General features: G+C 61.4%; 5 protein-coding genes and 2 pseudogenes. 2 read left to right on the top strand and 5 right to left on the bottom strand.

All coding sequences use genetic code 11. The features are described from left to right. Positions 1 to 3: 3 nt before the first annotated feature. Positions 4 to 1,680 (bottom strand): annotated as a pseudogene (locus tag ACLI4M_RS01025) (hemagglutinin repeat-containing protein); the annotation flags it as partial. A 139-nt stretch (positions 1,681 to 1,819) separates the two neighbouring features. Between ACLI4M_RS01025 and ACLI4M_RS01020 the strand changes: the two are divergent. Beyond that, positions 1,820 to 2,002, top strand: coding sequence for a hypothetical protein (locus ACLI4M_RS01020; RefSeq protein ID WP_413449764.1), 183 nt, complete (start codon positions 1,820 to 1,822; stop codon positions 2,000 to 2,002). A 45-nt stretch (positions 2,003 to 2,047) separates the two neighbouring features. On the opposite strand, the gene ACLI4M_RS01015 is transcribed toward ACLI4M_RS01020, so the two are convergent. Both ACLI4M_RS01015 and ACLI4M_RS01010 read right to left on the bottom strand, forming a co-directional pair. Next, positions 2,048 to 2,380: a hypothetical protein gene (locus tag ACLI4M_RS01015; RefSeq protein ID WP_133623350.1), complete on the bottom strand. Its 333-nt coding sequence runs from the start codon at positions 2,378 to 2,380 to the stop codon at positions 2,048 to 2,050. Beyond that, positions 2,377 to 4,956 (bottom strand): annotated as a pseudogene (locus ACLI4M_RS01010) (hemagglutinin repeat-containing protein); the annotation flags it as partial. The gene ACLI4M_RS01015 and the pseudogene ACLI4M_RS01010, both read right to left, overlap by 4 nt. Here ACLI4M_RS01010 and ACLI4M_RS01005 point away from each other — a divergent pair. Then, positions 4,949 to 5,278, top strand: a complete 330-nt coding sequence (locus ACLI4M_RS01005; RefSeq protein WP_133623351.1) for a SymE family type I addiction module toxin — start codon at positions 4,949 to 4,951, stop codon at positions 5,276 to 5,278. The pseudogene ACLI4M_RS01010 and the gene ACLI4M_RS01005 sit on opposite strands and share 8 nt — an antisense overlap. Positions 5,279 to 5,324: 46 nt before the next feature. Here the strand turns inward: ACLI4M_RS01005 and ACLI4M_RS01000 are convergent, their stop codons facing one another. Next, positions 5,325 to 5,609: a hypothetical protein gene (locus tag ACLI4M_RS01000; protein ID WP_133623352.1), complete on the bottom strand. Its 285-nt coding sequence runs from the start codon at positions 5,607 to 5,609 to the stop codon at positions 5,325 to 5,327. Then, on the bottom strand, positions 5,581 to 15,801 hold the full coding sequence (locus ACLI4M_RS00995; protein WP_413449763.1) for a hemagglutinin repeat-containing protein: 10,221 nt from the start codon (positions 15,799 to 15,801) through the stop codon (positions 5,581 to 5,583). Before ACLI4M_RS00995 ends, ACLI4M_RS01000 begins: the two co-directional genes overlap by 29 nt. Positions 15,802 to 15,841: the final 40 nt, after the last annotated feature.

Genomic DNA, 15,841 nt, shown 5'->3' with positions numbered 1-15,841 from the left:
TTTCTCCTGGGCATCTTTGCCGCTCAGCGCATTATTCTCAACCGCATTCTTGCCCGCCTGAGCGGCCGTCACAGCACCGCCAGTATCGCCCGTCGCCAGGCCGCCTGCAAGTCCTGAGGCCAGCTGGCTCAGCGCGCTGACCTGCTGTTTCTCGCTTTCGCTCAGCTGGTCTGTCGTCTTGCCCGGGAACAGCTGCCCGGCGATAACCCGCGCCGCCAGTTCGCCGCCGCCGGCGCCCAGCCCGCTGGCCACGGCCGACTGGTTGTTCAGCTGCGCCGTTACCGCGCCCAGCACCGCGTGCGCCATCGCGTTGCTGGTTACGTCCACCTTGCCGGTCAGCGGGTTGGTGGTCAGCTTCTTAATTTCCGTCGCCAGATACGGCGATGCGCCGCTCGCCAGCGCCCCGGCCAGGTTGTTGCCCGCCAGCGCCGTCAGCGCGCCCGTTACCGCCTGCGCCGCCTTCTGCAGGTCGCTGCCGGTGCCGTACTGCTGCATCGCGTTGTTATAGGCGCGCTGCATCACGTCCGACTCGCGGAACGGTTTGTCGTCCTTCTTCAGCTGCTCCCGCGCCTGCGCCAGCGCCGCCGGGTCGGTCTGCGCCTTCAGCCCGGCGATGTCGCCCTGGGTGCGGATAACGTCCATCGCCTGACCGGCGATTTCGCCGATAAGCTGCGCCTGCCTGAGCCGGTTCTGCTCCTTCTCCCTGTTAAATATCGGGCTGATGCTGCCGTCGTTGGCGTGGTCGGTATCCCGGTTCAGGGTGGTGATATCCTGCTGCTGCCTGTCCTTGTCACGGATGAGCAGGGCGCCTTCACTGACCCCGGCCTTCGTCGTGCCCTCTGCATGGCCGCTGTTGTTGGCGCCCGACAGCATGCCGCCGGCCATATTGGTCAGCAGGTCCCTGCCCACCGGCCCGCCGGTGCTGAGGCTGCCGCCGCTGTGCGTGGCGCGGTAATCTGCCTGGTTGTGGATGTCGCTCCAGCCCAGCGTGCCGGTATCAAGGCGGTTGCTGTCCGCGTCCGCGGTGCTTGCAATGACGGCACCATCCAGTTGAGTATGCTCGCCAACCCTGACGTCATAGCCGCCTTTGCCCGCAAACAGCCCGGTCTGCTCTTTGACGCTGTCAAAGTTGCTTTTGAGCCTGTCCCGGCTGGCGCTGACGCTGGCGGAACCGGCTGAGCCGAAGGTGAAGCTGCCGCCCGCGCTGGCGTTCTGCTGCTTTGCGTTATAGCGGTCGCTGTCCCGCTCGCTTTCCAGCGTCAGGTTGCGCCCGGCGTCAACGGTGATTTTTCCCCCGCTGGCCTGCGCCCCTTTCAGGGTGGTGTCGCGGCCGCTGGTCAGGCTGAGATGGCTGCCCGCGTCGAGCGTGGTTTCGCTGTGGGTCAGGCCGCTGCCGTTCTCATGCCCTTTACCGGCGTTGACCCCGGCAGAGACGCTGATGCCGTAGCCGCCCGTACCGGCGCCGATACCCACGCCGACGCTGCCGCCTTTACTGCTGTTAGTGCCCGTTGTGGATTCGCTGTTTTGCGCGGAGTGCAGGGTAATAATATCCCGCGCCGCGTCAAGGGTCAGCGCTTTGCCCGCCTTCAGCTGACTGCCGGATATCGCGATATCGCCGCTTTGCGCGGCGTTATTCTTACCGGTTGCCGTTATCGACAGGTTTTGCCCGGCGCTGAGCGTGCCCAAAGCGCAGCGGCAGTATACCGTCAGCTGTACCGGCACGCGCCACCCCAAAACCAGAAGCAGCGCGGCACGCTTCACCTACAGCTCCAGCATGAACCTGAAGGGCGACTGGCTGTAGCAGGCGGGGTTTGATAACGTGGTGAAGATTAACGTGCGGGTGATGGCGGGCTGCCTGGTAATTACGGCACAGCAGCCGGAGCCGGAACCGGAGATTATGCAGACGCTGAGGAAGGTCTGTAGGCTGTCAGCCCGCAAGCAGCGGCAGGTGACTGAGCCGATCGAGGTGATCAGCAGGCCGCAGAGAAATGGCGGTAACTGACTGGTATATAAGGTAAAATCCCAGCTGCGAGGGCTGGGATTACAGTTAATCATCGTATTGAAGATTTATGCTTATTTTTTCTTCTGGTATATCAACGGTTATTTCACATGATGTCCATGCTGGTTTTCCATTAGTCATGTTATTTTTAATATAAAAATTCCGCATTTTAACTAATAGCAACCTAAGGTCATGGCTGGCTAACTTATCAGGCACAAACCAGTCTTCACTGTCTGTCTGATCAATGTAATCATATTCATACTCACATGACTCACCATCAAGTGGTAATTTGGCTCGAGCAATGATCTTCTTAGCATTCTCTGGGCCAGCACCTACTAAAAGGTGACCAATTTTATTATGTAGATCATCTAATTCTTTCATTTTAGCCCTCCCGGAGTATTGCTAATATCTTTGATAACTGGACGAGCACCATCAATGGAATATATTACACTAAAACTATCGGGACGTTTGCTATCCCCGATATAAACTGGCGCTATTTTTACATTGACTTGCTGACCATTTCTCAAAGCACTGGCCCAAGTATTTTCCATCTGCTTCCACACACCTTTATTCAGATTTCCATCCATCGGAACGAGGTTGAGTTTCTCACCTGGACCATTAAAAATGCTGGCAATTAAATGTCCACCTTCATCACCAGGATTACCACATTGACCAGCTTTACATTGCTGATAAGTATTTCTGTCATTTTTACCCCAAGACAATGTACCTTCGGCAAAGCTGGTTCTGCCTTGTTCATCCGTCTGGAATGTTTTGTTCCCATCAACCTTATAAACCGTATTCGGTTCTGGCTTGTTCATCGCCTTGTTCCAGGCTCCTTTCTTGCCGGAGTCCACAAGAACGATGTTCTTACCTTCCGTTCCGGCAGCAGGTTTACCGCCTTTACCCATCCCACCGGTTACAGCACCCAGCGCTGCCGCCGCATAAATCTCTGCCTGCTGTGGGTCTATATCGTAGCGGCTCTGCAACTGATTTGCGAACTCGGTACTGGAGACAACTCCCTCAGCTTCGATCTGCTGTGCCAGCAATGAAGACATATCGTTCTTCATTTTTGATGGTACATCATCACCAAGTACGCGATCTATTGCTTCACGAACCAGCATGCCGTTAGCCGGTATATCACCATAAGTCGCTTTACAGGCTTTAGGGTCCGAAGCACACACAGCAATCATTTCTTTCTGCTGCTTAAGGCTCAGATCCTCCATCTCTTTCACGACCTGCTGACAGTCGCCACGAACCTCACACCCTTTCGCTTTCGCTGCAAATGCATCTATCTGATCGGCATGCAGCGCATTATTCTCCACCGCATTCTTACCCGCCTGGGCGGCCGCCACAGCACCGCCAGTATCGCCCGATGCCAGGCCGCCTGCAAGCCCTGAGGCCAGCTGGCTCAGCGCGCTGACCTGCTGTTTCTCACTTTCGCTCAGCTGGTCTGCGGTTTTGCCCGGGAACAGCTGCCCGGCGATAACCCGCGCCGCCAGTTCGCCGCCGCCGGCGCCCAGCCCGCCGGCCACGGCCGACTGGTTGTTCAGCTGCGCCGTCACCGCGCCCAGCACCGCGTGCGCCATCGCGTTGCTGGCCACGTCCACCTTGCCGGTCAGCGGGTTGGTGGTCAGCTTCTTGATTTCCGTCGCCAGATACGGCGATGCGCCGCTCGCCAGCGCCCCGGCCAGGTTGTTGCCCGCCAGCGCCGTCAGCGCGCCCGTTACCGCCTGCGCCGCCTTCTGCAGGTCGCTGCCGGTGCCGTACTGCCGCATCGCGTTGTTATAGGCGCGCTGCAGCACGTCCGACTCGCGGAACGGTTTGTCGTCCTTCTCCAGCTGCTCCCGCGCCTGCGCCAGCGCCGCCGGGTCGGTCTGCGCCTTCAGCCCGGCGATGTCGCCCTGGGTGCGGATAACGTCCATCGCCTGACCGGCGATTTCGCCGATAAGCTGGGCCTGCCTGAGTCGGTTCTGCTCCTTCTCCCTGTTAAATATCGGGCTGATGCTGCCGTCGTTGGCGTGGTCGGTATCCCGGTTCAGGGTGGTGACATCCTGCTGCTGCCCGTCCTGGTCACGGATGAGCAGGGCGCCTTCACTGACCCCGGCCTTCGTCGTGCCCTCTGCATGGCCGCTGTTGTTGGCGCCCGACAGCATGCCGCCGGCCATATTGGTCAGCAGGTCCTTGCCCACCGGGCCGCCGGTGCTGAGGCTGCCGCCGCTGTGCGTGGCGCGGTAATCTGCCTGGTTGTGGATGTCGCTCCAGCCCAGCGTGCCGGTATCGAGGCGGTTCTTGTCGCTCTCCGCCGTGCTGGCTATTACCGCGCCGTCGAGCCGGGTGTGCTCTTTGACGGTGACGTCATAGCCGCCTTTGCCCGCAAACAGCCCGGTCTGCTCTTTGACGCTGTCAAAGTTGCTTTTGAGCCTGTCCCGGCTGGCGCTGACGCTGGCGGAACCGGCTGAGCCGAAGGTGAAGCTGCCGCCCGCGCTGGCGTTCTGCTGCTTTGCGTTATAGCGGTCGCTGTCCCGCTCGCTTTCCAGCGTCAGGTTGCGCCCGGCGTCAACGGTGATTTTTTCCCCGCTGGCCTGCGCCCCTTTCAGGGTGGTGTCGCGGCCGCTGGTCAGGCTGAGATGGCTGCCCGCGTCGAGCGTGGTTTCGCTGTGGGTCAGGCCGCTGCCGTTCTCATGCCCCTTACCGGCGTTCACCCCGGCAGAGACGCTGATGCCGTAGCCGCCCGTACCGGCGCCGATACCCACGCCGACGCTACCGCCTTTACTGCTGTTAGTGCCCGTTGTGGATTCGCTGTTTTGCGCGGAGTGCAGGGTAATATCCCGCGCGGCGTCGAGCGTCAGGTTTTTGCCCGCCTTCAGCTGACTGCCGGATATCGCGATATCGCCGCTTTGCGCGGCGTTATTCTTACCGGTTGCCGTTATCGACAGGTTTTGCCCGGCGTTGAGCGTGCCCAAAGTGCAGCGGCAGTATACCGTCAGCTGTACCGGCACGCGCCACCCCAAAACCAGAAGCAGCGCGGCACGCTACACCTACAGCTCCAGCATGAACCTGAAGGGCGACTGGTTGGAACAGGCGGGGTTTGATACCGGGGTGAAGATTGACGTGCGGGTGATGGCGGGCTGCCTGGTGATTACGGCCCGGCAGGCAGAGCCGGAACCGGAGATTATGCAGACGCTGAGGAAGGTCTGTAAGCTATCGGCCCGCAAGCAGCGACAGATGACGGAGCTGATCGAGGTGATCAGTAAGCCACAAAGACAGAACGGTAACTGACTGGTGTATAAAGTAAAATCCCGGCTCAGTGGCCGGGATTATAAAGTTATTCAGATCGGGATTTGCTATCTTTTCGCTCTTGCAGTTTGGCTTTTATCCAGATGCCGATCCCAGCTAATGTACCAGCGGAAGCGCCTACTTTTAAAGAATAAAAAACATCCTTTTTCCAATCAAATAGTAAAAAATTGGCTTTAAAAAATACTATTAATCTGCCGAGAAGACAGCCCATCATTGCTATAAAAAAAACACACAAAATACAACGAACCACCAATTTAACAAGAGTATTTAAATTGACACTCTGATTAATTTTTAACGGATTTATCGGCTTCATCAAGCGTTCCTTTTACAGTATTTCCAACAGCTTCACTAGTAACGGACCCACCGATATTGCTAATAATATCTGCCGTTCCCTCTTTTACAGAAGTTCCTAAAGATCCAGATATAGCCTTTCCAGTACTGCCACCAATCACGGAACCTAATCCGGTACTGATAACTGAATTAGTCGGGTCTTCACCTTTAATCCCGCTGCCAACAGCAGCACCGCCCATATTAATTGCAGCCGATGCCCCGATACCTTTTCCTGTTGTCGCTGCAGCGGTCACTCCGGCCATAATGGCATCAACATAGCTGAACGGATCTTTTCCAGACAACTGAGATACCGTATTAACTCCCGCGCCAATTGCCGCATTCAGCGCCATGCCCTCTTTTATCGTGGTGCCCAACATATTACCGCCGAACAACAGGGCAGGGTCACCAATGCTGGCATTCGATTTATGGTAGCCCCAGGTATTCATGATTTTTTGGGCCTCTTGTTGAGCTTTCGTTTGCGGGGCTGATTGTTGATAGTTCTGCCCTGTCAGCATCCCTGTAATCAGTTCCTTAGTTACGGCCTCATCATATTGAGTCTGCATTTCGGCAGCATAAACTCTCAAATAACTGGCTAGTTCTGTACGCTCTGCACTGCTCATGCTGGCTGGTTCTTTATTGAATTTAGCAACTAATGCATCACTGCGTGTATCAGCATTCTCCAGTTGCAAAAACTCTTGCGCGGTTTGCAGGGATTTATCGCCTTTTAAGACTTTCTCTGCCAAAGCATCACGTTTTTCCGAGGAGGTACTGCTCAGGAAGTTATTCTCCACCGCATTCTTACCCGCCTGGGCGGCCGCCACAGCACCGCCAGTATCGCCCGTCGCCAGGCCGCCTGCAAGCCCTGAGGCCAGCTGGCTCAGCGCGCTGACCTGCTGTTTCTCGCTTTCGCTCAGCTGCTCTGCGGTTTTGCCCGGGAACAGCTGACCGGCGATGTAGCGCGCCGCCAGTTCGCCGCCGCCGGCGCCCAGCCCGCCGGCCACGGCCGACTGGTGGTTCAGCTGTGCCGTGACCGCGCCCAGCACTGCGTGCGCCATCGCGTTGCTGGCCACGTCCACCTTGCCGGTCAGCGGATTAGTGGTCAGCTTCTTAATTTCCGTCGCCAGATACGGCGATGCGCCGCTCGCCAGCGCCCCGGCCAGGTTGTTGCCCGCCAGCGCCGTCAGCGCGCCCGTTACCGCCTGCGCCGCCTTCTGCAGGTCGCTGCCGGTGCCGTACTGCCGCATCGCGTTGTCGTAGGCGCGCTGCATCACCGCCGCGCTGCCGGTTGCTTTACCGTCTTTGGCCAGCTGCTCGCGCGCCTGCGCCAGCGCCGCCGGGTCGGTCTGCGCCTTCAGCCCGGCGATGTCGCCCTGGGTGCGGATAACGTCCATCGCCTGACCGGCGATTTCGCCGATAAGCTGGGCCTGCCTGAGTCGGTTCTGCTCCTTCTCCCTGTTAAATATCGGGCTGATGCTGCCGTCGTTGGCGTGGTCGGTATCCCGGTTCAGGGTGGTGACATCCTGCTGCTGCCCGTCCTGGTCACGGATGAGCAGGGCGCCTTCACTGACCCCGGCCTTCGTCGTGCCCTCTGCATGGCCGCTGTTGTTGGCGCCCGACAGCATGCCGCCGGCCATATTGGTCAGCAGGTCCCTGCCCACCGGGCCGCCGGTGCTGAGGCTGCCGCCGCTGTGCGTGGCGCGGTAATCTGCCTGGTTGTGGATGTCGCTCCAGCCCAGCGTGCCGGTATCGAGGCGGTTCTTGTCGCTCTCCGCCGTGCTGGCTATTACCGCGCCGTCGAGCCGGGTGTGCTCTTTGACGGTGACGTCATAGCCGCCTTTGCCCGCAAACAGCCCGGTCTGCTCTTTGACGCTGTCAAAGTTGCTTTTGAGCCTGTCCCGGCTGGCGCTGACGCTGGCGGAACCGGCTGAGCCGAAGGTGAAGCTGCCGCCCGCGCTGGCGTTCTGCTGCTTTGCGTTATAGCGGTCGCTGTCCCGCTCGCTTTCCAGCGTCAGGTTGCGCCCGGCGTCAACGGTGATTTTTTCCCCGCTGGCCTGCGCCCCTTTCAGGGTGGTGTCGCGGCCGCTGGTCAGGCTGAGATGGCTGCCCGCGTCGAGCGTGGTTTCGCTGTGGGTCAGGCCGCTGCCGTTCTCATGCCCCTTACCGGCGTTCACCCCGGCAGAGACGCTGATGCCGTAGCCGCCCGTACCGGCGCCGATACCCACGCCGACGCTACCGCCTTTACTGCTGTTAGTGCCCGTTGTGGATTCGCTGTTTTGCGCGGAGTGCAGGGTAATATCCCGCGCGGCGTCGAGCGTCAGGTTTTTGCCCGCCTTCAGCTGACTGCCGGATATCGCGATATCGCCGCTTTGCGCGGCGTTATTCTTACCGGCTGCCGTTATCGACAGGTTTTGCCCGGCGTTGAGCGTGCTGCCCTGCGACTGGCGGCTGTCGGTGCGGGTTTCGCTCTTCGACGACTGGCTGCCCCAGGAGGCGGTAACGCCAACGGTGTTGGTGGCCCCCTGCGCGGCACCTTCATCACCCGACTGCAGGCCGGCTGCGGCATTTTTCGCATCCGCCGCCCCGGTCAGGGCGTCGTCACGCGCCCAGGCCTGTGCAGCCTGCACGCCGGACAGCGCCGCTTTGGTGTTTTGCAGCGCGTTCAGGCGTCCGTCGCCTTCCTTTCTTGCCTGCTGAGCCGTGCTGACGGCGGTGTTGAGCGCGCTGCCCACGCTGCCCGACAGCGCCAGGTTAAGCCCGCTCTGCTTCTGCTCGAAGGTTTCCCGGCGGGTGCGCTGGTCGTAGCCCGGGTCGATAGCCACGCTGTCACCGGTCAGCGCCAGATCTCCGGCCGCCACCAGGTCGGCGCCGCCGATGTGCAGCTGGTTGCCTGCGGTGATGCTGACATTGCCCTGGCTGCTGCCGACGGTGCTGACGCTCTGGCTCTGGGTTCTGCCTTTCTCGTCGACTTCGTGTTTGCTCGACTGCTTACCAATCGTAAAGCCGATGCCGCCGCTGCCCAGCAGGCCGCTCTTTTTCTTCTCATCCAACCGGTAGTGGGTGTCGGTCTCGGTGGCCGCACCGATATCAACGTTATGTCCGGCCTGCAGGTTCACATCACGGTCGGCAGCAATCGCCGACCCGGTGACCGTCAGGTCATTGCCGGCGCTGACGCTGACGCTCTCCCCGCTGAGCAGGGTACCTTTCTCGCGCGTGGTGGCGTCATGCGCCACGCTGTGGCTGCTGCTTTTTTTCAGGAAGCCCTTTTTCTGAGACCGTTCTTCACTGAAGCTTGACTCGCGTTCGGTGGCGGTACTGAGGGTCACATCCTTTTTCGCCTGCAGGGCGATGGCGCCCTGGTCACTGTGCAGGGCGCTGCCGGTGACGGTGACATCGCCTTCACGCCCGATAACCGTGACCCCTTGCTGACCGCTGAAGGTGCTGCCGCTGCTGGTCTCGCGTGTGTTTTGCTCGATGCGATGGCTTTTGGTCTTGCCCTCGCGTTTGTTTTCGCTGTCCTGGTCCTGCGAGTGGGTCCGTGCGTCCTTAATCGTCACGTCCTGCGCGCTGACGCCGATGCGGCCCTCTTTGCTGGCAACCTGTGCGCCTTCGGCCAGCAGCTGGTTACCTGCCACCAGGGTGACGCCCTGGTCTCCGCCGAGTGCGCTTAATGCCAGGCGCTGTTCCTCGCGGCTGTTGCTGACTGACGAAGTCCGGCTGTTGGCGTCCAGGTGCGTGCTATTGGTGGTCTTATCGGCAAGGAGGTTGATATTACCCCCGGCCTGCACGCCCAGCTGGCCGCCTGCCTGGAGCTGGCTGCCCGTCAGCGTCACGTCACGCCCGGCATTGAGCGTGAGATTGCCGCCGGCGTTAAGCTCGCTCCCCAGCACCTGCTGCCATTCGCCGCTGACCTGCGCCATCCGGGAGCCGGCCGCCTCCGTGCCGCCGCGTGTACGGTTGCCCATCGAGCCGGAGATAACCCCGAGGTCAGCCGTGTGGCTGCTTCTGGCGGTGGTAATGGTCAGATTGTTGCGCGCGCTCAGGCTGAGGGTATCTGTTGCAGTCAGCTTGGCGCCCGCAAGACCGATATCAGTGCCGCGCAGGCTAATGTCATCGGCACTCATCGTCGCCTGGCGCAGCGCGTCCTGCAGGTTGCTGCTCATCGACAGGGTGTCGGCCTGCACGTCAATGCTGCCGGCCTTGATGTCACCACCCTGATGCAGGAACTGCCCGGCGTCGACCGTCAGGGCCTTGTCGGCAAACAGGTTGCCGGCGTTGGTGATGCTGCCGGCCGAGAGCTGCAGACTGCCGCCGCCAATCACCGCGCCATCCCCGGTCAGGCGCAGCGTGCTCTGCGCCAGGTAGACTTTCGGTACCCACACCGTTTGCGGACCGTCGGCCGTTTGCACCGTCTCGCTCACCAGCCAGACGATGTCCTGCTGCAGCGCGGCTATCTGCTCCGGCGTCAGGGCCACGCCGGGCACCAGGTGGAAGTCCTGTGCGACCTGGCTACCGTTGTTCATCAGCTGCTGGTACTGCGCCATCGCATCTTCCCCCCTGACGGACGGTTTACCGGTGAGTGCCAGCACCTGCTCACGCACCAGGCGCTGCTCGTAAAAACCGTCGCCCAGGCGTTTATGCACCTGCGCCGGGTCATAGCCCACCCGGCCGAGCAGGTAATCGCTGCTGATAAACTTATCGCGGTTGGTAAAGCGTTCGTCGGTGACCACCAGGAACGGGCTGGCGGGTGCCGTATGCTGGGCAAAAAGGGCGTTATTGGGAATGGCGGTCGCCACATTGCCCAGATGCTGTAACTGGGTAAGCGCCAGCTCGGCCGGCAGCAGCGGGCGCCCCAGCGGCGCAAGCGTGGTGTCGCCGACCACGGGGGTAGCACCTTCAACCGTAAAGGCCAGCGGGTTGCGCTCCAGTTCGGCACGTTCGGCGTCTACGGCGTTTAATGCCGACTCAAGCCGGCTGATTTGCGCCTGGTTTACCGTAGTGTTGGTAATGCTGGCGCCGTTGATGGTCACCGTGCCGTTGCCGGTAATAATGCCGTCAACGGTGGTTAGCGCCGTGGTTTCATCGCGGTTGAACGTCGGATACCAGTGATGGGTGTCCTTGTCGTAATGGTCGACAATCACTGCCTGCCGCCGTTCATTGACCGAGTAACCGCGGTTGTCCACGCTGCCACCGCCATCCTGCGTCAGGTTGCCACCGGCGGTGATGACGCTGGCGTCATTGAGCAACTGCCCGGTAATGCGCAGCAGCATATTGCCGCCTGCCAGAATGCGCGCGCCGATGCCTTCGGAAACCAGCCTGTCGCGGGTCACCGTGCCGCTCTCTGAGCGTTCGCGGAAATTGTTGTAATCGGTAATAAACGGTGCGCTGTCGATATCAATGTGCTTTTCGGGGTCCCAGGTTAGCACCTGCGTCCAGTCGTGCTCCCAGTGGAAGCCGTTTTGATAGGGCGTCGGGATGGTTGCCAGCTGGTTTCCCCCACGCGTTTCATAGAACGTCATCGCGTAGCTGCCGTCGGCATTCGGCTTAAGCGCCAGGTAGTTAACCCACAGGTCGGTCAGCTGGCCTTTGTTGTCTTTGACGCGCACCTGCGCGCGCTTGCCCGCCGCATCAATGGCCAGCAGGGTGCCGTAGCGGTTGCTCTGCGCCGCCGCGTCATCCTGGAAGGTCAGCTGCTGGGTGGTCGGTGCCATGGTGCTTTTATCGGGGTTGACCGCCGAACCATAGGTGCGCCAGTAGTAGTTATAGCGATGCCACTTGTAGTCGCTCTTTTCTGCATCGCGCTGGATCTCCAGCCCTTCGCGCAGATTGTCCAGCCGGCGGGCCTCGACGGCCAGGTCGCCGTCCGCTTCGATAAAGCTCGCCCGGTTCTCAATCAGGTCATCGCTGTGAAGCGACAGGCTGTCGCCGCTGTAGAGCAGGGCGCCATCCCGGTTGCTCAGGCGCTCGCCGGCCTGCAACGTCAGGCGGTGGGCCGCTGCGATGACCGCAGGCTGGCCGTGGTTGTCAATCGTGCGCGCACGCACGGTGATATCGTCGCCCATCAGCGCCGCGGCGTTGTCCAGGGTATCGACGTTCATCGTCATGGTGTCCGCTTCAATGCGCCCGCTGTTTTGCAGGGTCCCGGTCGTCAGTTGAAGTGTTTTGCCCACCAGGACAGCCGGATTGGTGATGCTGGCCGCATTAAGGATAAGTTCGCCCGGCAACAGCCAGTCCGCCAGGTTGGTAAAGGCACCGCTCAGAGAGAACGTCACCTTACCGTTGCTGCTGACGGTTTCGCCCGCGGTGCGGATGTAATCCTGCTGCGCGCTCAGCGTGAGCGACTGCAGACCGAGCAGGGTGCCGCGCTGATTTTCCAGGGTGCGCGTATGCAGAGTCAGGTCACCGGCACTCTCTACCCGTCCGCCCTGATTGCGCAGGGCGAGCGGTGAGGCGCCCGGCGACAGTCCGGCATTAATGGCGATATTACCGTTGGCAAGGAGTCGTCCCTGGCGGTTATCCAGTGTGGCGACATCCGTGAAGGTGAGGGTGCCCGCACTTTGCAGCCGTCCCGCTGCGTTGTCGATGTCGCGCGCGCGGATGCCGGCGTGGGTGGTGCCGAGGATCAGGCCGCCGTCGCGGTTGTTCAGGCTGTCAGCTTGCAGGTCAAGCGACGCCTGGCTGCTGAGCGTCCCCTGAGCGCTGTTGTCCAGCGCGTCCGCCCTGAGCCTCAGCGCCTGCATGGCGACGAGCTGGCCGCCCTGGTTATTCACCCGCGTGGCGTCAAGCGTCAGCGATGCAGCGCTGTGAACCTTGCCCTGCTGGTTGTCAAGCCGCGCAATGTGATAGGTGCCTGCACCCTGACCGATCAGCGTGCCGCCGGCGTTGTCCAGCTGTGCCGTGGCCAGGTCAATGTCACCGCGGCTGCTGAATACGCCCTGTCGGTTATTGATATCGCCCGCCGTGACCCGCTGGTCACCGTTGCTGCGTATTGTCCCGCCAGTATTATCAAGCAGGCTGAGGATGCGCAGCGTTAGCGCCTGCCGGGCGTCTGTCGTGCCGCCGGCATTGTTCAGTGCCTGTGCGTCAAGCGACAGCGCGTCGCCGCTCTGCAGCCTGCCGCCACGGTTGTCCAGTTCGCCGTTCAGTTTCAGGCGCAGCAGCTTCTGGCTGTACAGCTGACCGTTTTGGCTGTTGTTCAGGCTCAGGGCGGCAATGTTCAGCGCCTCTCCCGCCAGCCACTGGCCGCCCGCATTGTTGATTGCCCCGGCGTGGGCATCCGCAGTCGAGCCCTGCACGGCAAGCAGCCCCTGCGCGGAAACCTTGCCGCCGTGGTTATCGATATCCTGCGCAACGTGCAGCACCAGGTCCGCCGCCGACTGCAGGGCGCCTTGCGCATTGCCCAGCCAGTTCGCTGCAAGCTGCACATCCTGCTGGCTTTGCACGCTGCCCTGCGCGTTGTCAAAGCTGCCGCTGACGGCGTGCCAGCTACCCTGGCTGCCCATCCAGCCACCAACATTGACAATGTCCTGCGCGTTGAGCGTTTGCGACAGCTGACTGAAAATACGTCCCTGGCCATTATCCAGCTTTCCGCTGAACTGCATGTCCAGGCTGTCGAGGGCGTTGATAGCCCCCTGAGCATTCAGCAGGTTTGCAGCGCGCACCCAGCTGCTGCCGCTGCCGGTCAAGGTGCCGCCCTGGTTGTTCCATTCCCCGTCAAGGCTGAGTGACAGCGCGTTCTGGCTGTAAATCCGCCCCGACTGACGGTTGTTCAGCCGTCCGCCCTGCAGGGTCAGGGCGCCGCCGCTCTGCAGCGAACCGTCGTCGTTGTCAAACAGGCTGGCCGCGCCTGCGTTGACACTGAGTGCCTGCTGCGCGGTCAGCTTGCCGGTGCGGTTAACAATATCGCCTGAACTATTCAGGCTAAGGTCACCACCGGACTGCAGCCTGCCGCCAGTATTGTCGAGCGACAGCGCACTGGCGTTGACCTGATGGCCGCCCTGGGCGATACCGCCACGGTTATCCCAGTCGCCCCCGGCGTTTAACGCGAGGCCATTTCCGGCTTCAAGCCAGCCGCCGGCATTGTTCAGCCCCTGCTGCGACGTCAGGGTGACATCGTTTTGGGCGACGATCTTACCCAGGGCGTTATCCAGACTGCCGGTCGTCAGCGTCAGCGACTGACCGCTGATTTCACCCTTGCCATTCGCGAGCAGCCCCGCCGCGCTGAGGGTGAGCTGGCCGCCGCTCAGGGTGCCGGACTCGTTGCTGACGTCACCGCCCGCGCTGAGCGTCAGGGCGTTTCCGGCCAGCAGGTTACCACCTGCGTTGTTGACCGCGCCGGAGGTGTTCACCGCCAGCGCGGCCTGGGTTTTTACCGTGCCGTTCTGATTGTCCAGACTGCCGGCGTCAAGCCGCAGGTCGCCGTTGCTGCCGATCTCGCCGCCCGCATTGTCGAGCAGGCCACTGACTTGCCACTGCTGCGCCGCATTATCGAGTGCCAGCAGGCTGCCGCGCGAGTTGGTCAGCGCCGCCGCGCTGAAACTGAGCTGGCGGCTTTCTATGGTGCCGTCACTGTTGTCCAGCCGCCCCGTCAGCGCGAAGCGACTTTCACCAGTTCCCGTCTGGGACCAGGTAGCCTGCTGATTGAACAGGTTGTTCGCAGTGACGTCCCAGCGGCCGGCCTTCACCTGAGCCTGGCGCGCATCAATATCAGCGGCGGTGTTGATGACCAACTGTTTGCTGTCTATCGCTGAATCTCGCAGCGCCGCGCCGCCTTCCCGGGCGTTTAGCCGGGCGCGGCTGGCCGCGACGTGCGCGCCGCTGATGTCGACCCGGCGTCCGCTCACATCAATCTCTTTTTTACTGAGCAGGCTGCCGCTGGCGCGAATATCGCCCTGGCTTTCCAGGCGCAGGCTGGCATCGCGGTTGATCTGGCTATTGGCATCGCTGCCCGCCAGAAGGTGCCCGCTGCTCGCTATGCTGCGAGCGGCGTTGAGCTGCACATCACCCGCCGCGGCGAGGGTGCCTGACTGCGTCAGCTTACCCTCGCGGCTCTGTACGGAGAGTTGGCCGCCGCCGTGTAACTTACCCTGATAGTCGACGGCGTCTCTGGCCGCCATCCTGATATCGCCACCGGCCTGCGTGGCCGCATTTTGCGCATCTGATTGCCAGCTGAGCCTGCCCTCACTGCTGACGGTCAGCGTTTTGCCTGCCTGAACCTGCGCGTTCTGATTGCGCACGCCCACCCCGGCTTCGGTGCCTATCATGCGGATACTGCCGCTGTACATGCCGCCCATCTGGCCCATGTCTATCGCCAGCTGGGGCTTAGCGCTGCCGTTATCTGAGAGCGGCGCCACGCTTTTTCCATCCGCGCTGATACGGTTGCGGCCGGCGACCACCGAGACTTCCTCTTTGGCCCAGACCCCGGCGTTAACCTTTACCGCACGGGCGAGGAGGTCGACGTACCCGGTATCATGACGGGCGTCACCGTTGAGGCCGCCCCCTTCAACGCTTATCACGCCGCGCTCAACCTGGTATCCCGCCAGGCTGCCGTCTGCGTTCATCTGCGGCTTGCCGGTGGTCAGCGTCATGCGCCCGGCGTTAATGGTGCCACAGCCGTTGCACACAATCCCGGCAGGGTTAGCCACAATCACCTGCGCCTTGCCGCCGGCGACTTCCAGAAAGCCACGCAGCTGGCTGGGATTATTGCTGTTCACTTCGTTGAGGATCACCCGCGCCGGCGCGCTATTGGGATTGAGATTGGGGTTGCCCTGGATCATGCCGGCCATCTGGGTGGAGGTCATGACCGCCGAGTTGTTGAGGATGGCGCCTTTGTGATCGACGTCGAACTGCTGATACTGGTTATGCGACACCCCGGCCTGGTTAGGGGCGGTGATATTGACCTGCGGCAGGCCGTTCTGGGTGGCGATCACCTCCGGCCGCTGGCCGGGCGCGGCGCTGCCGTCGGCCACAATGCCGCTGGCCATCACCGGCGCGGCAAACATTGCCAGCCCCAGCAGCCATACCGCACGCCGCAGGGTCACCCATAAACGGTTCTCCGCCGCGATGCCGGCACCGCGATGCTGTCCGGGTTCGCTGCTGCAGCTGCGGGCCAGTTCGGATACGACCCGCAGCTCTCCGTGGGTGCGGCTAAATATCAGGCGATAGCAATGTTTGTTCATGAGGTTCTTCCCTGAGTAAAGTCAGTCCGTTTCGTCCATT

This window comes from Erwinia sp. LJJL01 (assembly GCF_047300805.2).
GTDB classification, from domain to species: domain Bacteria; phylum Pseudomonadota; class Gammaproteobacteria; order Enterobacterales; family Enterobacteriaceae; genus Erwinia; species Erwinia aphidicola.
This window is presented reverse-complemented; position numbering and strand designations above follow the sequence as displayed.

What these genes read in the sequence shown, in the direction of transcription:
- ACLI4M_RS01015 (WP_133623350.1), bottom strand. Translation starts at nt 2,380, where the DNA reads ATGAAAGAATTAGATGATCTACATAATAAAATTGGTCACCTTTTAGTA.
- ACLI4M_RS01000 (WP_133623352.1), bottom strand. Translation starts at nt 5,609, where the DNA reads ATGAAGCCGATAAATCCGTTAAAAATTAATCAGAGTGTCAATTTAAAT.
- ACLI4M_RS00995 (WP_413449763.1), bottom strand. Translation starts at nt 15,801, where the DNA reads ATGAACAAACATTGCTATCGCCTGATATTTAGCCGCACCCACGGAGAG.